Here is a 19,284-nt window from a genome sequence, read left to right on the forward strand (position 1 = left end):
ATTCCTGCCCCAAGCCTCGCGCCCTCTGCCCGACCTGCGACAACACACTGAAGAGCCGAAAGAAGGGCAGATTCGACCCGGATTCGACCCCGAAGCCGGCACACGCACCGACGAACACATTTGATCTACGACGATGCAAATTCTGCTCCCGTATTACCAGGATCCGGCATCCGATTCGCCACAGAACTCTAAAAACAGTCATACACGCATAACTTACGAGCGAAAACGTGGCTCAAATAGCCGCGGGAGGTCGAGGCCGGCACGGCGACCCAGTGGACGAGCATCGCAACCGCCACCGGGGAGGGCACTCACACATCAACCCGCTGACGTGGCATTTCATTGGACGTCTTCCGTGAGACGGAAGTCGTATTGCGGCCCGGTGATGTCTGGCCGAACGATGCCACCACCATCAGAGACGGGAGCCAGCGCCCATGCCGCACATCACCGCCTTCGCCAGGAACCAGTGGTACGTCGCCGCCTATACCCACGAAGTGGGGCGCGAGTTGCTCGGGCGGACGGTGCTCGGTGAGCCGCTCGTTCTCTATCGGGCCGAGGAGGACGGGGCGGCCGTCGTCCTGGCCGACCGGTGTGTGCACCGGCGATTCCCGCTCTCGGAGAGCCGGCTCGACGGTGACCGGATCGTGTGCGGGTACCACGGGTTCACGTACGACACGACCGGCACGTGTGTGTACGTGCCGGGGCAGAAGCGGATTCCGCGCACCGCCCGGGTCGCCTCCTACCCGGTCGTCGAGCAGGACCTGTTCGTCTGGGTCTGGATCGGCGACCCGGCGCTCGCGGACCCGGGAACCGTCCCGCGCGCCCCGCACATGGACTCGCCGGACTGGACGACGGTGAGCGGCATGGAGCCCATCGACGCGGACTACGGACTCCTCGTCGACAATCTCCTCGACCTCTCCCACGAGACGTATCTGCACGGCGGCTACATCGGGACGCCCGAGGTCGCCGAGACGCCGATCACCACCGAGGTGGACGAGGGCGCCGGTGTCGTGCGCGTCTCCCGGCACATGGACGACGCCGAGTGCCCCCCGTTCTACGCCCGCTCGACCGGCATCGAGGGCCGCATCACGCGCTGGCAGGACATCGAGTACCACGCGCCGTGCCTGTATGTGCTGCACAGCAGGATCGCCCCGGTCGGCGTGCTCCCCGAGGCGGACGGCAGCGACCCCGACGCCTTCCACACCGAGGTCACCTACGCCATCACTCCGTCCGGCGACGGCAAGGTGTACGACTTCTGGGCGGTCTCCCGCGACTTCGCCCGCTCGGACGACGAAGTCACCACCTTCCTACGGGACTTCAACCACACCGTCGTGATGCAGGACGTCGACGCGCTCAATCTGCTGCAGCGGGCCCTCGCCTCCGAACGCACCGGTTACCAGGAGCTGAGCATCAACATCGACACCGGCGGTCTCGCGGCCCGCCGCATCCTGGCCCGCCTGATCGAGGAGGGCGACAAGCCGATGGAGAGGGTGCGGTGACCGGCCGGACCGGCGAGATCTACCGCGTCGACTGGCTCCCGGGCACCGACGTACTGCGCGGCACCTGCCACTGCGGCGCCGAACACACCGCCCAGGACCCGGTCGCGATGTGGGAGTGGATGCTCGCCCATCCCGAGGGACACGAGCCACGGGCCGCCGCCGGTCAGGGGCAGCCCAGGAGCGGGATCGGGCACAGGAACGGAGACGGCGACGGGAACGGGGGCGTTCCCGGATCGCGGGGAAAGAGGTCATGAACGTGTACGAAGCGGAACTCGCCGTGGAGCGGCGGACGTTCGCCGCCGACGACGTACTCGCCCTGACCCTGCGCCATCCGCTCGGCACCGAACTCCCGCCCTGGGAGCCGGGTGCCCATGTCGATGTCGTACTCGGGCCCGGTCTGGAACGGCAGTACTCCCTGTGCGGTGATCCGGCGGACCGCGGGGCATGGCGGATCGCGGTGCTGCGTGAACCGGAAGGGCGGGGAGGATCGGCCTTCGTCCACGGGCAGTTGGGCGAGGGAGCCAGGGTCCGTGTCAGGGGTCCGCGCAATCACTTCGCGCTCGTGCCCGCCGAGCGCTACCGGTTCGTCGCGGGCGGGATCGGCATCACCCCGATCCTGCCGATGCTCGCCGCGGCCGAGGCGGCGGGCGCCGAGTGGACGCTGCTGTACGGCGGACGGACCCGCGGTTCCATGGCGTTCGCCGAGGAGTTGAGGCGGTACGGGGACCGGGTCGTCCTCGCTCCCCAGGACGAGACAGGACTGCTGGACCTCGCGCCGGTGCTCGACGAGGTCCCCGCGGGCACCCTCGTCTACTGCTGTGGTCCCGGACCGCTGCTCGACGCGGTGGAGGAGCGCTGTCCGGCCGGACTGCTGCACGTCGAGCGGTTCCGGCCGAAGGTCCAGGAGGCGGGCGGGGAAACGGAGTTCGAGGTCGTCCTGGAGCGGTCCGGACGGACGGTGACCGTCGCCCCCGGCGTCTCCGTCCTCGACACCGTGCGCGCCGCCGGTGTCGAGGTGCTGTTCTCCTGCGCCGAGGGCACCTGCGGGACCTGTGAGACGGAGGTGCTCGAAGGCGTCCCGGACCACCGGGACTCGGTGCTCACGGACGAGGAGCGGGAGGCGGGCGAGACGATGCTCATCTGTGTGTCCCGCTGTCGCGGGACACGGCTCGTGCTGGATCTGTGAACCTCTCCCTCTCCCTCTCCCTCTCCCCCTTCCTTTTCCTCTTCCTCTCCGTGGCGCGAAGTCGGGTCCTTCTCACAGGAGTCGGGTGACCGCGAGGTCTCCCTCGATCCGCGCGACCGTCTCCAGCAGGTGGGGAAGCAGATCGCGGCGGACGGACTCCAGGCTGTTGCGGCTTGCGTGCACGGGGATGTTCGCCGCCGCCACCACGGCGCCGTCCCGGTCGCGCACCGGGACCGCGACCGAGCGCAGCCCTTCCTCCAACTCCTGGTCGACGATGGCGTATCCCTGCCGCCGCGCGCGTCCGAGTTCCGCCTTCAGCAGGTCCCGCGAGACGATCGTGCGTGCCGTCAGGGGGCGCAGTTCGGCTCGCCCCAGCCTGGCCTCGGTCTCCTCGGCCGGGAGGTGCGCGAGGATGACCCGGCCGACCGAGGTGACGTGGGCCGGGAAGCGGGTGCCGACGGTGATCGTGGCCGTCATGATGCGCCGGGTCGGGACCCGTGCCACGTAGACGATGTCGTCGCCGTCGAGGACGCACAGCGAGCTCGACTCCCCGACCCGCTCGGCGAGTTGCCTGAGATGGGGCAGGGCGATCTCCGGGAGGGTGAAGCCGGAGAGGTAGGCGTAGCCGAGTTCCAGCACGCGCGGGGTGAGCCGGAAGACCCTGCCGTCGGTGCGGACGTATCCGAGATCGACCAGGGTCAGCAGGAAGCGGCGGGCCGCCGCGCGGGTGAGGTCGCAGCCGCGCGCGACCTGACTGAGCGTCAGTTCGGGGCGGTCGGCACCGAAGACGCGGATGACGGCGAGTCCGCGTTCGAAGGAGCGGACGAAGTGGGGCGCTCGGTCTGCTGCAGGCATCGTCGCCTCCAGTGGGACAAACGGAGCACTCTCCGCGCGAGTCGAGAGCGCACTTCGATAACTGTCAACAATATTGTCAGCCAAGGCCATTGACCCGGCACGGACGGGGTTCTACCTTCGCGCTGAGCACCATTGTGCGGTGTGCGCACAACCTGTCGGAACACTTTCGTCTGCACAGGAGGAGCCATGCGTCGTCTGCTCGCCGGATTAGCGGTCGGAGCCTTCCTGGTCGCCGCGTCGGCCTGCGGTTCGTCCGGCGGCGGTGGCGCCTCGGACAAGAACTCTTCGTCCGGTGGTACCACCACCGTCAAGCTGGGGGTCATCCCCATCGTCGATGTCGCCCCGGTCTATCTGGGCCAGAAGAAGGGCTTCTACGGCAAGCACGGCCTGAAGCTGTCGATGACGCTCGCGCAGGGCGGCGCGGCGATCGTGCCGGGGGTCGTCTCGGGCCAGTTCCAGTTCGGGTTCTCGAACGTGACCTCGTTGATGATCGCCCAGTCCAACGGCGTCCCCGTGAAGGCCGTCGTGAACGGTGTCGCCTCGACGGGCGTGACGGGCAAGGACTTCGGCGCCATCACCGTCAAGAAGGGCAGCTCCATCACGACGGCGAAGGACCTGGAGGGGAAGAAGGTCGCCGTCAACACGCTCAAGAACATCAACGAGACGGCCGTGCGCGAGTCGGTGCGCAAGGCGGGCGGCGATCCGTCCAAGGTGAAGTTCGTCGAGCTCGCCTTCGACCAGATGCCCGCGGCCCTCGACAGCGGCCAGATCGACGCCGCCATGGTGGTCGAGCCCGCGCTGGCCACGGTCAAGAGCCAGGGCGCCACCGAGATCGCCTCGTCCCTGGTCGACGTGGCGAAGGACCTCACCGTCGCGATGTACTTCACCTCGAACCAGTACGCGCAGCAACACCCGGACGTGGTCAAGGAGTTCCAGGAGGCCACCGCGGAGTCCCTGGCCTACGCCGACGCCCACCCGGACGAGGTCCGGCAGATCGTCACCACGTACACGACGATCCCGGCGGCCGTACTGGCGAAGGTGACCCTGCCCAAGTGGCCCGCCGAGCCGAACCGGACCTCGATCGAGACGCTGGAGAAGCTGGGCGAGCAGGACGGCCTCTTCAAGACGGCGCCCGATCTGGACAAGCTGCTGCCGTGAGCCGGAAGCAACCGCGGGCCGGCGGCTCCGCCGGACGGGCCGTGAACGCCGCTCTGGGAGCCGCCGGACTCGCGGCTTTCCTCGCCCTCGGCGAGGTGGTGCCGCGGGTCGGCATCGTCAAGGCGCGGTACTTCCCGCCGACCAGCCGGATCGCGCGGGCGCTCGGCGCCGAGATCACCGACGGCACCTTCTGGACGGATCTCGGCGACACCCTCACGGGCTGGGCGCTGGGCCTGGTGATCGCTGTCGGCGCGGGCATCGTGGTCGGCGTGGTCGTCTCGGTCGTGCCGTATCTGCGCGAGGCGACCGCCTCGACGATCGAGTTCCTGCGCCCGATCCCCTCCGTGGCGCTGATCCCGCTCGCCGTCCTCCTCTACGGCACCGAGATGCGGTCGGTGCTCCTCCTGGTCGTGTACGCGTCCTTCTGGCAGGTCCTCGTCCAGGTCATGTACGGCGTGCGGGACGTCGACCCGGTCGCGGAGGAGACGGCACGCTCGTACGGGCTCGGCACCTGGGCCCGGGTCCGCCATGTGCTGTGGCCGACGGCGCTCCCTTATGTCATGACGGGTGTCCGGCTCGCCGCGGCGGTCGCGCTCATCCTGACCGTGACCGCCGAACTCGTCATCGGCGCACCGGGGTTGGGGGCGCGCATCGCGGTCGCCCAGACCTCGCAGGCCGTGCCCGAGATGTACGCCCTGATCGTCGTCACCGGTCTGCTCGGGCTGCTGATCAACGTGGGCGCGCGCTCGGTGGAGCGGCACGCGCTGGCCTGGCACCAGTCGGTACGCGGGGAGGTGGCGGTGTGACGGACATCCCGGCGGGCCCGGCGAGGCCGAACGCGTGGCGGGGTCCGCTGCTGCGGGCGCTGTTCGTCGTCGCGCTCCCCCTGCTGCTGGTCGTCCTGTGGTGGTTCACCTCGGACGGCAGCACCGACGTCTACTGGCCGCCGCTGCGCACGATCCTCAGGACGTTCCCCGACGTCTGGACCCGCGCGCGGCTCCGCGCGGACCTGGTGCCCAGCCTGCTGCGGCTGCTCGCCGGCTACGCGTCGGCGGCGGTCGTGGGCGTCGCCCTCGGCACGGTCATCGGCTCGTACCGCAAGGTGCGGGCGGTGTGCGAGCCGGTCCTGGAGTTCCTGCGGGCGGTGCCGCCGCCGGTGCTCGTGCCGGTCATCATGCTGTTCGCGGGCATCGGGGACACGATGAAGATCGTCGTGATCGCGAGCGGCTGTGTCTGGCCGATCCTGCTCAACACGGTCGAGGGCGTGCGCGCCCTCGACTCGGTGATGTCCGAGACGGCCCGTTCGTACGGCATCACCGGACCGGCCCGGATGCGCTCGGTGGTGCTGCCGGCGGCCGGTCCGCAGATCTTCGCGGGGCTGCGACAGGCACTGTCCGTCGGAATCATCCTGATGGTCATCAGCGAGATGTTCGCGGCCAGCAACGGCCTCGGTTTCACCATCGTGCAGTTCCAGCGCGGCTTCGCGATCCCCGACATGTGGACCGGGATCCTCGTCCTCGGCCTGCTCGGCTTTCTCCTCTCGGTCGTCTTCCAGCTCGTCGAGCGCCGGGTGCTCGGCTGGTACCACGGTCTGCGCGACTCCTCCCGGCGGTCCCCGTGACGCATCCGAAAGGGCGGTCCATGCACGCGTCTTTGGTCGTATCCGGCCTGCGGAAGGTCTACGAGGGGTCGGGGCGCCGGGTGGAGGCGGTCCGCGATCTCACCTTCACGGTGGACGCGGGGGAACTCGTCTGTCTGGTCGGCCCGTCGGGCTGCGGCAAGACCACGCTGCTGAAGTGCGTGGGCGGTCTGCTGACGCCGACTGCGGGCGAGGTGCTGCTCGGGGGCCGGCGGGTGAGCGGCCCGCCGCCCGGCATGGCGTTCGTCTTCCAGGAGTACGGGCGCAGTCTGTTCCCCTGGATGCGGGTCGGCGAGAACGTCGAACTCCCGCTGAAGCAGAAGGACCTGAGCAAGGCGCGGCGGCGTGAGCTGGTCGCCGACGCGCTGGAGTCCGTCGGCCTGGCCGATGCCGCGAGGGCCTATCCGTGGCAGTTGTCCGGAGGGATGCAGCAGCGGGTGGCCATCGCGCGGGCCCTGGCCTACGAGCCCGAAGTCCTGCTCATGGACGAGCCGTTCGCCGCGGTCGACGCGCAGACCCGGGCCGATCTGGAGGATCTGGTACGCCGGCTGTGGCGGCAGCGCGGGATCACCGTCCTGTTCGTGACCCATGACATCGACGAGGCCGTCTACCTGGGCGAGCGGGTGCTGATCCTCTCGGCCTCCCCCACGGTCGTACGGGAGCAGCTCAAGGTCGATCTTCCCGAGGAGCGGGACCAGTTGCACACCCGGGTGGCCCCGCGCTTCGCCGAGTTGCGGACCCATGTGTACGAGCAGATCCAGGCGGCGAAGCGCGGGGAACCGGGCACGAGGGCGGATACGCCTCCCCTTCGCTGAACCGGCGCGCAGGCACGTGCGGGGGCGGCGGTCCGGTGCTCTCAGGCGCGCAGCCAGACCGCCGTGTCCGGCGGAAGGAACCCGTCGGCGTCCAACGGGCCGCTGCCGAGCAGGAGTTCGGAGTGCTCCGGGAGCTCGACCGGGCCGTCGGCCAGACTGACGACGCAGAGCAGTCCGTTCGTACGGGCGAAGGCGAGGACGCCCTCGGGCGCGGGCAGCCAGCTCAGCGGGCCGTCGCCGAAGCCCGGTTCGGTGCGCCGGGCGCGGATTGCGGCACGGTAGAGGCTCAGCATCGAGGCGGGATCCTCCGCCTGGCGGTCGGCCGCGTACGAGGGCCAGTCGGCGGGCTGCGGCAGCCAGGGGTCGCCGCCGAATCCCGCGTACGGGGCGTTTGCCGTCCAGGGCAGCGGGACCCGGCAGCCGTCTCGGCCCGGGTCCGTGCCGCCGGAGCGGAAGTGCATCGGGTCCTGGATGCTGTCGAGTGGCAACTCGACCTCGGGCAGGCCTAGTTCCTCGCCCTGGTAGACGTACACGGAGCCGGGCAGGGCGAGCGAGAGCAGGGCCGCGGCGCGGGCCCGGCGGGTGCCGAGTGCCGGGTCGGTGGGGATGCCGAAGGCCTTGGCCGTGAAGTCGAAGCCGGTGTCCGTGCGGCCGTAGCGGGTGACCGTGCGGGTCACGTCGTGGTTGCACAGCACCCAGGTGGCGGGCGCCCCGACGGGGGCGTGCTCGGCGAGGGTCTCGTCGATGGAGGTACGCAGCCGCCCGGCGTCCCAGGGGCAGGACAGGAAGGAGAAGTTGAAGGCGGTGTGCAGTTCGTCGGGGCGCAGATAGCGGGCGAAGCGCTCGGAGTCGGGGAGCCAGACCTCTCCGACGAAGACACCGTCGTAGTCGTCGGCGACCGCCCGCCAGGAGCGGTAGATGTCGTGGAGCTCGTCGCGGTCGACGTACGGGTTGGGGTCGCGGCCCTCGACGAAGTCGGGCAGGTCGGGGTCCTTGGCGAGCAGTGCGGCCGAGTCGATGCGCACGCCCGCCACCCCGCGCTCGAACCAGAAGCGCAGGATCTCCTCGTGCTCCTTGCGGACCGCCGGGTGCGCCCAGTTGAGGTCGGGCTGCTCGGGGGTGAAGAGGTGGAGGTACCAGTCGCCGTCGGGCAGCCGGGTCCACACCGGTTCGGCGGAGCCCGCGAACTGCGAGGGCCAGTCGTTGGGCGGGAGTTCACCGTGTTCGCCGCGTCCGGGGCGGAAGTGGAAGAGGTCGCGCTCGGGACCGCCGGCCAGCGCCGCCCGGAACCAGGGGTGCTGGTCGGAGACATGGTTCGGCACGATGTCGACCAGGGTGCGGATGCCGAGCTCGCGGGCCTCGCCGATGAGTTTCTCCGCCTCGGCGAGGGTGCCGAAGGCCGGGTCGATGGCGCGGTAGTCGGCGACGTCGTAGCCGCCGTCCGCCAGGGGTGAGAGGTACCAGGGGTTGAACCACAGGGCGTCCACACCGAGTTCGGCGAGGTACGGGAGTCTGGCGCGGACGCCCGCGAGGTCGCCGGTGCCGTCGCCGTCGCCGTCCGCGAAGCTGCGGACGTACACCTGGTAGATGACGGCGGAACGCCACCACGCGGACTGATTTCGGGCAGGGCGGGGCTGTCCCACGGTGCGTTGCCTTTCGTTCGAGGAAGTCACGTACAGGCGTCAGCCCTTGGTGCTGCCCGCGCTGATTCCGGCGATGATGTGCCGCTGGAACACCAGGAACATCACGACCATGGGGATGCTGGCGATCACCATCGCGGCGATGAGCACGGTCAGCTGGATGTTCTGCGACAACTGGACGAGCGCCACGCTGATGGGCTGCTTGTCGGTGTCGGAGAAGACCATCAGCGGCCAGAGGAAGTCCTGCCAGACGGCGACCAGGGCGAAGATCGACACGACTCCGAGGACGGGCCGGGACATCGGCAGCACGATCGACCACAGGGTGCGCAGCCGGCCGGCGCCGTCGATCTCGGCGGCCTCCAGGACGTCACGCGGTATCTGGTCGAAGAAGCGCTTGAGGAGGTAGAGGTTGAAGGCGTTGGCGACGGCGGGCAGCCAGATGCCGAGCGGGGAGTTGAGCAGGCTGGTGTGCAGGACGGGCAGGTCGGCGACGGTCAGGTACTTGGGGACCACCAGGGCCTGCGTGGGGACCATCAGGGTGGCGAGGATGCCGCCGAGGATCACCTTGCCGAAGGCCGGCTTCAGCTTGGACAGGGCGTAGGCGGCGGCCGTGCAGAACACGAGCTGGAGCAGCCAGGCGCCCGTCGCCTGGACGACGGTGTTCCACAGGTGGGTGGGCAGGTCCATCAGGTCCCACGCGTCGATGTATCCGCTCAGGTGCCAGTGGTGCGGTACGAGGGTGGGCGGAGTGCGCGTCACCTCGTCCGGCGACTTCATGGCGCCGGTCACCATCCAGTAGACGGGGAAGAGGAACGCCAGCGCGAACAGCAGGACCACTCCGCTGAAGACGGTCCAGTAGGCGGCCCTGCCGCGCGGGCGGGCCAGCGTGAGCGGGGAGACCAGGGTGCGGGTGCTCATGCGTCCTCTCCTTCCGAGCGGGTCAGCCGCAGGTACAGCGCGGAGAAGACGCCGAGCAGGACGAGCAGCATGACGCTCAGCGCGCAGGCTCCCCCGAAGTCGTTGTAGAGGAAGGCGTACTTGTAGATCAGGTAGAGCACCGTGACGGTCTTGTCCTCGGGGCCGCCGCCGGTGATCACGAACGGCTCGGTGAACACCTGCATGGTGGCGATGATCTGAAGGAGCATCAGCATGAGGATGATGAAGCGGGTCTGCGGGATCGTGACGTGGCGGACCCGCTGCCAGATGTTCGCGCCGTCCAGTTCGGCCGCCTCGTACAGCTCGCCGGGGATGCTCTGGAGCGCGGCGAGGTAGATGAGGACGGTTCCGCCGAGGTTGGCCCAGGTGGCGACGATGACCAGCGAGACGAGGGCGGTGTCCGCGCCGTTGGACCAGTTCGAGGTCGGCAGGTGCAGTGCGCGCAGCACCTCGTTGGCGAGGCCCGCTCCGGGGTCGTAGAACCACTTCCACAGCAGCGCGCTGACCACCGGCGGGATCATCACCGGCAGATAGACCACGACTCTGAAGAAGGCCTTCGCGTGCCGCAGTTCATTGAGCACCAGCGCCATCACGAAGGGGACGGCGAAGCCTATGGCCAGGGCGAGCACGGTGAAGGTGAGGGTGTTGCGCCAGGCGGCGGTGAACTCGGGGTCGTGGAAGACCCGGGTGAAGTTGGCGGTGCCGACCCATTCGCCGCCGCTGCCCGGGGTGTACTTCTGGAAGGCGATCACGACCGCGCGGATCGCCGGGTACCAGGAGAACAGGGCGAAGCAGAGCAGGCCGCCGATCAGGAAGGCGTACGCGCGGGATTGGTCGGCCAGGCGCCGGCGCCACGTTCCCCCGTTCCGGCGCCCGGCCGACCGCGGCACCTCCGGCACGCCGACGGCGGCCGGAGGGAGCGCTGCGGGGGGCTTCGATGCGGTCTTCATGAAGAGTGTCAGCCTCGGGCCAGAATGGAGTCGATCTTGCCGGAGGCGTCCTTGAGGAGCTGGTCGATGTCGGCGTCCTTCTTGGTGAGGACGGCGGACACGGCGGCGTCGAGGACGGAGTAGATCTGCTGGGCCTGCGGGGGCTCGATCTTCATCTGCAGGTTCTGGTTGCCGTCGAGGAAGGCCTGGTAGTTCTCCACCGGCACGTTGGCGTTGGCCTTCTTGATCTGCTGGTCCTTGGCGTCGGCGGCTCCGGTGAACAGCCGCGGCTCGGGCAGGCCGACCGGGGCGTTGTTCTGCTTGGCGCGGGCGTAGTCGCCGACGAAGCCGGATCCGGGCGTCAGGAACATGTGGTCGAGCCACTTGAGGCCGGCCTTGATCTGCGCCGGGGTGTCCTTCTTGTTGAACATGTAGCCGTCGCCGCCGATGAGCGTGCCCTTGCCGCCGGGCATGGGCGCGAGGGCGAGGTCGTTGTAGTTGCCGCCCTTCTCCTTGACGAGGATCGGGATGTTGTCGGGCGCGGAGAGGTACATGCCGAGCTTGCCGGAGCCCATCATCTGCTGGACGTCGTTGATGACCAGCAGTTGCTTGCTGCCCATGGAGTTGTCGCCCCAGCGCATGTCCTTGAGGTTCTGCAGGACCGCCTTGCCCTCGGGGGTGTCGACGGTCGCCTTCTTGCCGTCCTCGGAGACGACGTTCCCGCCCTGCGAGTAGACCTCCGCGGTGAAGTGCCAGCCGCCCTGGTTCTGGGCGCTGTAGTCGGCGTATCCGACCGTGCCCTTGCCGAGCGCGGCGATCTTCTTGGCGTCCGCGCGCAGCTCCTCCCAGGTGGCCGGGGGCTTGTCGGGGTCCAGGCCGGCCTGCTGGAAGAGCTTCTTGTTGTAGATGAGGCCCATCGAGTAGCCGGTGCGCGGGACGCCGTAGATCTTGCCGTCCACGGTGTAGATGTCGCGCAGTTGCTGCTGGATGGTGCCGTAGCTCTTGAGGTCCTTGACGTAACTCGTGATGTCGGCGGCCTGGTTGACGTCGACGACGTGCTTGGCGTCGGTGAAGTACGTGTAGAACACGTCCTCCATCTGGCCGCCGGCGAGCTTGGCGTCGAAGGTCTTGGGGTCCTGACACGGGAACGCGTCGTGCATGGCGACGTCGATGCCCGGGTTGGCCTTCTCGAACTTCTTGGTGTCGGCGTCGAAGAACGAGCGGTCGACCTTGGCGCTCTTCGGCGGCTCGCAGTTGACCGTGATGCGGGTCTTTCCGTTGGCCGCGTCGTCGCCGCTCGAACCGCAGGCGGCCGCGGTGAGCGCGACGGAGGACGCCATGAGCGTGACGAAGGTACGGCGGAACCCGGTACTTCTCATTGGTGGACCCCTTCGGGCAGGAGCAAGGAAGGCCCACGGCGGGCGCGCCGCCGTGTTCTGGCGCCGCACACTCAAGCACCGCCGACATCTCTCCGCAAGATGTCGCGCAGAATCTGTAATTATTTGACAGCGGTTGGGGGTCTCTGTGGCAGGTGGTTGCGCTGCCGCGTCGGGAATCTCAGCCGCGGGGCGCCTGCGCGGTGGACCCCCGCACCACCAACTCCGGTTCGAACAGAAGCTCTTCGGCGGTCACACTGCCGCCGCCGATCTGCGCGCTCAGCAGTTCCACCGCGGCGCGCCCCATGGCCTCGATGGGCTGGCGGACCGTGGTCAGCGGGGGTTCGGTGCAGTTCATGAACGCCGAGTCGTCGTATCCGACGACGGAGATCTCGCCGGGGACGCTGAGACCCTTGCGGCGGGCGGCCCGTACGGCGCCGAGCGCGAGCGGGTCGCTGGCGCAGATGATGCCGGTGACCCCCTGGTCGAGCAGCCGGGTGGCCGCGGCCTGACCGCCCTCCAGCGAGAACATCGCCCGCGCGACGTGCGCGTCGGGGAGCCCGGGCGCGAGGGCGCGCGCCGCCGCGAGCTTGCGGCCCGAGGGCATGTGGTCGGCGGGGCCGAGGACGAGCCCTATCCGCTCGTGGCCGAGGGAGTCGAGATGACGCCAGGCCTGCTCGACGGCGACCGCGTCGTCGCAGGAGACGCAGGGGAAGCCGAGGTGCTCGATGGCCGCGTTGACCAGCACCACCGGAATATTGCGGTCCGCGAGCTGGCGGTAGTGGTCGTGCGGCGCGTCGGCCTGCGCGTACAGACCGCCGGCGAACACCACTCCGGAGACCTGCTGCTGGAGCAGCAGCTCCACGTAGTCGGCCTCGGAGACGCCGCCCTTGGTCTGGGTGCACAGCACGGGGGTGAGGCCGAGCTGCGCGAGCGCTCCGCCGATCACTTCGGCGAAGGCCGGGAAGATCGGGTTCTGCAGCTCGGGCAGGACGAGACCGACGAGCCGCGCGCGTTCGCCGCGCAGTTGGGTCGGCCGCTCGTACCCGAGGACGTCCAGGGCGGAGAGCACCGCCTGCCGAGTGGAATCGGAGACTCCGGGCTTGCCGTTGAGCACCCGGCTGACCGTGGCCTCACTGACCCCGACCTTCTTCGCCACCTGAGCAAGTCGTCGCGTCATGAGCGCAAGAATAGCGCAAGATATGCAAGTCGCTTGCGTAGAAGTCCGGCCGCTTCCCTCCCGTGCCGGTCATCCCCTCAGGGCGCCGCCCACAGACCGCGGACATGACCCAGGTGCCGTGTCATCACGGCTCGTACGGCGCGCTCGTCGCGCTCCAGGAGGGCGTCGAGGAGTTCCAGGTGCTCCCTGGCCGAGGCCTCCAGACGGCCCGCCTCGACCAAGGCGTTGAGCCCGTACAGGCGCGACCGCTTGCGCAGGTCGCCGACGACCTCGACCAGGTGGGAGTTGCCCGCGAGGGCCAGCAGGCCGAGATGGAAGCGGATGTCCGCCTCCACGTAGGCGATGAGGTCACCGGCCGCGGCGGCGGTCACGATCTCCCGGGCGGCCGGCCGCAGCGCCTCCAGCGAGACGGGGTCCGCGGTGGTGGCCAACCGCACGACGGTGGGGATCTCGATGAGCGACCGGATGTGGGTGTACTCGTCGAGCTGCTTCTCGGAGACCGCCGTGACCCGGAACCCCTTGTTGGGCACGGTGTCGACCAGGCCCTCCTTGGCCAGGTCGAGCATGGCCTCGCGGACCGGCGTCGCGGAGACACCGAAACGGGCCGCCAGCGTGGGCGCCGAGTAGACCTCGCCGGGCCGCAGCTCGCCCGCGATCAGGGCGGCGCGCAGGGCGTCGGCCACCCGCTCGCGATAGCTGCTCCGCCTGCCGCCCAGCGTGGGCAGATCGGGAGCGGCTGAGGGTGCGTTGCTGCGCCGGTCGGCCATCGGGGTCTCCTCGTACGGTCGTACGGGCCGGTGCGCCGCCGTTCTGCCGCACCGGCCATGTGCCATGTCACGTGTTACTCGGAGCACCAGTATCCACTCCCCGGAGCGGGACCGCTCACAGGACGAACCCGGCCGGGAACGGGTCCGACGGGTCCAGCAGGTACTGGGCGGTCCCCGTGATCCAGGCGCGACCCGTGAAGCTGGGCAGCACGGCGGGTGTTCCGGCGACCTCGGTGGTGCCCAGCAGCCGCCCGGTGAACCGTGTCCCGATGAAGGACTCGTTCACGAACTCGGTGTCCAGCGGGAGTTCACCCCGGGCGTGCAGCTGGGCCATGCGCGCGCTGGTGCCCGTACCGCAGGGTGAGCGGTCGAACCAACCGGGGTGGATCGCCATCGCGTGCCGCGAGAAGCGGGCCGTCGCCCCGGGGGCGTACAGGTGGACGTGGTGGCAGCCGCGGATGGACGGGTCCTCCGGGTGCACGGGCTCGTCCCCGGCGTTGACCGCGTCCATCAGCGCCAGCCCCGCCGCCAGGATCTCGTCCTTGCGGGAGCGGTCGAAGGGCAGTCCGAACTGCTCCAGCGGCAGGATCGCGTAGAAGTTCCCGCCGTACGCCAGGTCGTACGTCACCGTGCGCCCGTCGGCGAGGACGGCCTCGCGGTCCAGGCCGACGACGAAGGACGGCACGTTCCTGAGCGTGACCGACCTGGCCGCGCCGTCCTCGACCTCGACCTCGGCGACGACGAGCCCCGCCGGGGTGTCGAGCCGGATCGTGGTGACCGGCTCGACGACCTCGACCATGCCGGTCTCCACGAGCACCGTCGCGACGCCGATGGTGCCGTGTCCGCACATCGGGAGGTAGCCCGACACCTCGATGTAGATCACGCCGTAGTCGCAGTCCGGCCGGGTGGACGGCTGGAGGATGGCGCCGCTCATCGCCGCGTGGCCGCGCGGCTCGTTCATCAGGAACTGCTTGACGTCGTCGCGGTGCTGACGGAAGTACAGCCGCCGTTCGTTCATGGTCGCGCCCGGGACCGTGCCGATCCCGCCGGTGATCACCCGGGTGGGCATGCCCTCGGTGTGCGAGTCGACGGCGTGCAGGACGAGTTTGCTGCGCATGGCACTCCTGAGTGATGTCGGCGGGAGGCCGACCGGTGGCGGCCGGGGGTGTGGAGACCGGTGACGGCTCAGGCGAGACCGGCGGCGACGGCCCGGTCGGTGGCCAGCCGCACGGCGGCCTCCTGCTCGGGCAGCAGCGGGACGCGCGGCGGCCGGACCGGACCGCCGTGGCGGCCGACGAGGTCCATGGACAGCTTGATGGCCTGGACGAACTCGACCTGGGAGTCCCAGCGCAGCAGCGGGTGCAGCTGACGGTAGAGCTTGCCCGCCGTGTCCAGGTCACCGGCGACGGCCGCGCGGTAGAGCTCGACGCTCGCGCGGGGCAGCGCGTTCGGGTAGCCGGCCACCCAGCCCTTGGCCCCCGCGACGGCGAGTTCGAGCAGCACGTCGTCGGCGCCGATCAACAGGTCCAGTTCCGGTGCGAGTTCGGCGATGCGGTAGGCACGGCGCACATCGCCGGAGAACTCCTTGACGCCCTGGACGAACCCGGCCGCGTGCAGCTTCGCGAGGAGTTCGGGCACCAGGTCGACCTTGGTGTCGATCGGGTTGTTGTACGCGACGACCGGCACGCCCGCCCGGGAGACCTCCTCGTAGTGGGCGAGGACGGAACGCTCGTCCGCGCGATAGGCGTTGGGCGGCAGCAGCATCACGGCGCCGCAGCCCGCGTCCCTGGCCTGCTCGGCCCAGCGGCGGGCCTCGGCGGAGCCGTACGCGGCGACGCCCGGCATCACCCGGGACCCGCCGATCGCGGCGACGGCCGTCTCGACGACCCTGGCTCGCTCCTCGGGTGTGAGCACCTGGTACTCGCCGAGCGAGCCGTTCGGCACGACGCCGTCGCAGCCGTTCTCGACGAGCCAGGCGCAGTGCTCTGCGTACCGGTCGTAGTTCACCGAGAGGTCGTCGTTCAGCGGGAGAGCGGTGGCGACGAGGACACCGCGCCAAGGGCGGCTGTCGGGGGTGACGGTCATGAGGTACTCATCCCTCTCAATAGGGTGTGACATTTTACTGTCGGAGGTGTCGAGGCGGTTCACCGCGCGGTGGGAGGAGAGTCCGCGTCCGGTGCTCCTCCGTCGTCCGTACCGGCACGGGCGAGCACGCCGAGCGGCACCGGGCGCGCCAACAGCCTTCGTGTGGCGCCCTGTTCGCAGCCGGCGAGTCCGGCGACCGCGGGTTCGCAGATCCGGCCCTGGCACCACCCCATACCGGCGCGGGTGAGCAGTTTGACCGTCCGTACGTCGCCGGCGCCGAGGTCGGTCACGGCCGCGCGGACACGGCCGCCGGTGACCTCCTCGCAACGGCACACGACGGTGTCGTCGGTGATCCGGTCCGTCCAGTGGGCGGGCGGCGCGTACACGGCGTCGAGGGCGGCGGCGAACCTCCGCATTCTCGTACGGGCCCTGACGGCTCGGGCCGTCGCACGGGGGTCGGCCGCGGCACCGGTGAGGCGGGCGGCGACCGACCGGCCCGCGAGGTGCCCCTCGGTCAGGGAGAGTGCGGCGCCGCCGATACCGGTGGTCTCGCCCGCGGCCCAGACGCCGGGAACGTCGGTGCGCTGTTCGTCGTCCACGTCGACCTTCATCCCGTCGATACGGCAGCCGAGCGCCCCGGCGAGATCGGTGTGGGGGATCATCCCGTGGCCCACGGCGAGCGTGTCGCAGGGGATGCGGCGCTCGGTTCCCGGCCGCACCCGCCCGTCGGGGCCGAGCGCGGCGACGGTCACGGCTTCGAGCCGCTCCGCGCCGCGAGGCCCCTGCGCTTCGGCTCCACGGGTCTCGGCTCCATGGGCTTCGGCTCCATGGGCTTCGGCTCCATGGGCTTCGGCTCCATGGGCTTCGGCTCCATGGGCTTCGGCTCCATGGGCTTCGGCTCCATGGGCTTCGAGGACGGTGTGCAGGGGGAGGAACGGCACCCGGTGGCGCAGGAGCCGGGCCGCGTAGCGGGTTCCCTCGACGAGCTTTCCGGGCTGAGACGTGAGCGCCCCGGCCCTGCGGAGCACGCCCCTCGGGTCGGCGGACTCCACGACCGCGGCGACCTCGACCCCGGCGGCCGCCAGTCCGGTCGCCACCGGCAGCAGCAGCGGCCCGGTGCCCGCGACGACGGCCCTCCGCCCCGGCACCACGAGACCGCCCTTGAGCATGGCCTGGGCCCCGCCCGCGGTCACGACTCCGGGAAGGGTCCAGCCGGGGAAGGGCAGCACCTTCTCGTACCCGCCGGTGGCGAGCAGCACCGCGTCGGCGCGCACGGTGACGGAGCGCTCCTGGAGGCGCCCGAGGAGGGCGTGGACGACGAATCCGGGCCAGGCGGGGATCAACCGTTCGGCGCGTTCGGCACGTTCGGCCCGCCCCGCTCGGTCCGCGCGCTCGCCCCGCTCGGTCCAGGCGGCCCGCTCGGTCTCTTCCGTCCCTTCGGTCCGCCCGGTCTCCTCCGTCCGCTCCACCAGCCATACGTGATGGTCCGTCAAGTACTCGACGGTGCCCGCTTCCACGTGTTCGGCGAGCCCCTGTTCCAGGCGTTCCCAGGTGCGCCACTCGTGGTGCAGCGCCCGGGGCCGCCGGGCTCCGAGACCGCTCGCGGGCCGGCGGTAGAACTGCCCGCCCGCCGCCGCGGCCGAGTCGATCAGTGTCACGTGGATGCCGCGTGCCGCCGCGGCCAGCGTGCCGGCCAGGCCGGCCGGACCCGCGCCGATCACCACGAGACGGTGGCGTCCGTCAGCCATCGTGGCCGATCCCTTCCTGGGTGCGGATCGAGTCGCCGGGGGCCAGCGGGACCAGACAAGCCCGTTGGTTGGGGCGGTCGTTGACGATGACGAGGCAGTCGAAACAGACGCCGATCCCGCAGAAGACACCGCGGGGCCGACCGCCGTCGCGGGTGGTGCGCCAGGAGGTGACGCCCGCGGCCCACAGGGCGGCGGCGACGGTCCGGCCGGGCAGCACCTCGATGTCCCGGCCGTCGAGGGTGACGGTGAACGAGGGGCCGGGCTCGGCCCGTACGAGGTCCAGGGGATTCACGCGGCCTCCTCCAAGAAGCGGTCGGGCCGGAACGGCGCGAGGTCGAGATCGGGTGCGCCGCCCGCCAGGGTCTGGGCGATGAGCAGTCCGGTCCCGGTGGACAGTCCGATGCCCGCCCCCTCGTGCCCGCAGGCGTGGAAGAGACCGGGCACCCGGGGGTCGGGGCCGATGGCGGGCAGATGGTCGGGCAGATAGGGGCGGAATCCGAGGTAGGTCCGCAGGGCGCGCACCTCGGACAGGAAGGGAAAGAGCCGCGTGGCGCCCTCGGCCAGTTCCCGCACGACGGGCAGCGAGAACGCCCGGTCGAAGCCGACGCGTTCCCGGCTCGCGCCGATCAGGATCGGCCCGGCCGCGGTCCCCTCGACCACGGGCGATGTCTGCAGAGCGGCGGAGTCGCTGGCGACGTCGGCCACGTAGTCCGCCGCGTACACCTTGTGGCGCACCCGGCGCGGCACGGGTTCGGTGACGAGGACGAATCCTCGGCGGGGCAGGACGGGCAGGGTGACGCCCGCGAGCGAGGCCACCTCGGCACCCCAGGTCCCGGCCGCGTTGACGACGGCGGGTGCGTGCAGATCACCCCGGTCGGTGCGCACGCCGCGGACCGAGCCGTCCTTCGCGCGCAGCACCTCGGTGACGGTGCGCCCGGTCAGCAACCGCGCCCCCGAGGCCCGTAGAAGATGCGCCGCGGCCAGGGCGGGCATCACCTGGGTGTCCTGCGGGTAGTGAACGGCGCCCGCGAGACCCGGGGCCAAGTACGGTTCCAGGCTGTGCAGTTCATCGGCGGTAACCGGTTCGGTCAGTACACCGGCCGCCCGCTGCCCCTCGGCGAAGGTCTCCAGCGCGGCCAGGCCCTCGGGCGTCGAGGCCACGACGACACCGCCCTTGGCCTCGTACTCGATCGACTCCGCCCGCTCCTCGGCGAGGTCGGCCCACAGGCGCCCGGAGAGCAGTGCGAGGTCGAGTTCGGGCCCGGGCTCCTTGTCGGAGACGAGCAGGTTCCCCTCCCCCGCGCCGGTGGTGCCGCCGGACACCGGGCCCCGGTCCACCACGGCGACGCCGAGGCCCGCGCGAGCCGCGTACAGGGCACAGGCGGCACCCACCATTCCGGCGCCGACGACCACGACATCGCAGGTAAATGGCTTGCTCACATCAGTACTATGTCACATGCTTCTCTCGCCCGGA

Annotated in this window: 19 protein-coding genes; 7 read left to right on the forward strand and 12 right to left on the reverse strand. The window is 70.4% G+C overall.

What is annotated here, in order from left to right; translation table 11 throughout:
• Positions 1-431 precede the first annotated feature (431 nt).
• The 3 genes from OHT01_RS07970 to OHT01_RS07980 are packed head-to-tail and all read left to right on the forward strand — an operon-like array spanning position 432 to position 2,682.
• The gene (locus OHT01_RS07970; RefSeq protein ID WP_328552419.1) at positions 432-1,496 is read left to right on the forward strand and encodes an aromatic ring-hydroxylating dioxygenase subunit alpha; all 1,065 of its coding nucleotides are present in this window, start codon (positions 432-434) and stop codon (positions 1,494-1,496) included.
• Positions 1,493-1,750 (forward strand): hypothetical protein, encoded by a 258-nt coding sequence (locus OHT01_RS07975; RefSeq protein WP_328558432.1) that lies wholly within the window; start codon positions 1,493-1,495, stop codon positions 1,748-1,750. Before OHT01_RS07970 ends, OHT01_RS07975 begins: the two co-directional genes overlap by 4 nt.
• Positions 1,747-2,682 carry a PDR/VanB family oxidoreductase gene (locus tag OHT01_RS07980; protein WP_328552420.1) on the forward strand — a complete coding sequence of 312 codons (936 nt, stop codon included), beginning with the start codon at positions 1,747-1,749 and terminating at the stop codon, positions 2,680-2,682. Before OHT01_RS07975 ends, OHT01_RS07980 begins: the two co-directional genes overlap by 4 nt.
• A gap of 72 nt (positions 2,683-2,754) precedes the next feature.
• Here the strand turns inward: OHT01_RS07980 and OHT01_RS07985 are convergent, their stop codons facing one another.
• Positions 2,755-3,537 (reverse strand): IclR family transcriptional regulator domain-containing protein, encoded by a 783-nt coding sequence (locus OHT01_RS07985; protein ID WP_328552421.1) that lies wholly within the window; start codon positions 3,535-3,537, stop codon positions 2,755-2,757.
• A gap of 186 nt (positions 3,538-3,723) precedes the next feature.
• Here OHT01_RS07985 and OHT01_RS07990 point away from each other — a divergent pair, with 186 nt between their 5' ends.
• Genes OHT01_RS07990 through OHT01_RS08005 form a run of 4 tightly spaced genes read left to right on the forward strand, consistent with a single transcriptional unit; the run spans position 3,724 to position 7,149 of the window.
• Positions 3,724-4,695, forward strand: coding sequence for an ABC transporter substrate-binding protein (locus OHT01_RS07990; RefSeq protein ID WP_328552422.1), 972 nt, complete (start codon positions 3,724-3,726; stop codon positions 4,693-4,695).
• Positions 4,692-5,501, forward strand: a complete 810-nt coding sequence (locus OHT01_RS07995; protein ID WP_328552423.1) for an ABC transporter permease — start codon at positions 4,692-4,694, stop codon at positions 5,499-5,501. Before OHT01_RS07990 ends, OHT01_RS07995 begins: the two co-directional genes overlap by 4 nt.
• A gap of 5 nt (positions 5,502-5,506) precedes the next feature.
• Positions 5,507-6,316: an ABC transporter permease gene (locus OHT01_RS08000; protein ID WP_328558050.1), complete on the forward strand. Its 810-nt coding sequence runs from the start codon at positions 5,507-5,509 to the stop codon at positions 6,314-6,316.
• A 20-nt stretch (positions 6,317-6,336) separates the two neighbouring features.
• A complete protein-coding gene (locus tag OHT01_RS08005; protein ID WP_328552424.1) occupies positions 6,337-7,149 on the forward strand; it encodes an ABC transporter ATP-binding protein in 813 nt (270 codons plus the stop codon).
• A gap of 41 nt (positions 7,150-7,190) precedes the next feature.
• On the opposite strand, the gene OHT01_RS08010 is transcribed toward OHT01_RS08005, so the two are convergent.
• From OHT01_RS08010 to OHT01_RS08060, 11 genes are all read right to left on the reverse strand, one after another.
• On the reverse strand, positions 7,191-8,792 hold the full coding sequence (locus OHT01_RS08010) for a glycoside hydrolase family 13 protein (protein WP_328552425.1): 1,602 nt from the start codon (positions 8,790-8,792) through the stop codon (positions 7,191-7,193).
• A gap of 39 nt (positions 8,793-8,831) precedes the next feature.
• On the reverse strand, positions 8,832-9,707 hold the full coding sequence (locus tag OHT01_RS08015; protein ID WP_328552426.1) for a carbohydrate ABC transporter permease: 876 nt from the start codon (positions 9,705-9,707) through the stop codon (positions 8,832-8,834).
• Positions 9,704-10,675 (reverse strand): carbohydrate ABC transporter permease, encoded by a 972-nt coding sequence (locus OHT01_RS08020; protein ID WP_328552427.1) that lies wholly within the window; start codon positions 10,673-10,675, stop codon positions 9,704-9,706. Before OHT01_RS08020 ends, OHT01_RS08015 begins: the two co-directional genes overlap by 4 nt.
• 8 nt (positions 10,676-10,683) lie before the next feature.
• Complete coding sequence (locus OHT01_RS08025; protein WP_328552428.1) at positions 10,684-12,033, reverse strand: ABC transporter substrate-binding protein; 1,350 nt, start codon at positions 12,031-12,033, stop codon at positions 10,684-10,686.
• 178 nt (positions 12,034-12,211) lie between these two features.
• On the reverse strand, positions 12,212-13,210 hold the full coding sequence (locus tag OHT01_RS08030; RefSeq protein ID WP_328552429.1) for a LacI family DNA-binding transcriptional regulator: 999 nt from the start codon (positions 13,208-13,210) through the stop codon (positions 12,212-12,214).
• Between the two features lie 77 nt (positions 13,211-13,287).
• Complete coding sequence (locus OHT01_RS08035) at positions 13,288-13,977, reverse strand: GntR family transcriptional regulator (RefSeq protein WP_328552430.1); 690 nt, start codon at positions 13,975-13,977, stop codon at positions 13,288-13,290.
• A gap of 115 nt (positions 13,978-14,092) precedes the next feature.
• Positions 14,093-15,094, reverse strand: a complete 1,002-nt coding sequence (locus OHT01_RS08040; protein ID WP_328552431.1) for a proline racemase family protein — start codon at positions 15,092-15,094, stop codon at positions 14,093-14,095.
• A gap of 68 nt (positions 15,095-15,162) precedes the next feature.
• The gene (locus tag OHT01_RS08045; RefSeq protein WP_328552432.1) at positions 15,163-16,062 is read right to left on the reverse strand and encodes a dihydrodipicolinate synthase family protein; all 900 of its coding nucleotides are present in this window, start codon (positions 16,060-16,062) and stop codon (positions 15,163-15,165) included.
• A gap of 59 nt (positions 16,063-16,121) precedes the next feature.
• The gene (locus OHT01_RS08050) at positions 16,122-17,810 is read right to left on the reverse strand and encodes an FAD/NAD(P)-dependent oxidoreductase (protein WP_328552433.1); all 1,689 of its coding nucleotides are present in this window, start codon (positions 17,808-17,810) and stop codon (positions 16,122-16,124) included.
• Positions 17,803-18,102 carry a (2Fe-2S)-binding protein gene (locus OHT01_RS08055; protein ID WP_328552434.1) on the reverse strand — a complete coding sequence of 100 codons (300 nt, stop codon included), beginning with the start codon at positions 18,100-18,102 and terminating at the stop codon, positions 17,803-17,805. Before OHT01_RS08055 ends, OHT01_RS08050 begins: the two co-directional genes overlap by 8 nt.
• Positions 18,099-19,250 (reverse strand): NAD(P)/FAD-dependent oxidoreductase, encoded by a 1,152-nt coding sequence (locus OHT01_RS08060; protein WP_328552435.1) that lies wholly within the window; start codon positions 19,248-19,250, stop codon positions 18,099-18,101. Before OHT01_RS08060 ends, OHT01_RS08055 begins: the two co-directional genes overlap by 4 nt.
• Positions 19,251-19,284: the final 34 nt, after the last annotated feature.

The sequence above is a fragment of the Streptomyces sp. NBC_00358 genome, from assembly GCF_036099295.1.
GTDB lineage: Bacteria > Actinomycetota > Actinomycetes > Streptomycetales > Streptomycetaceae > Streptomyces.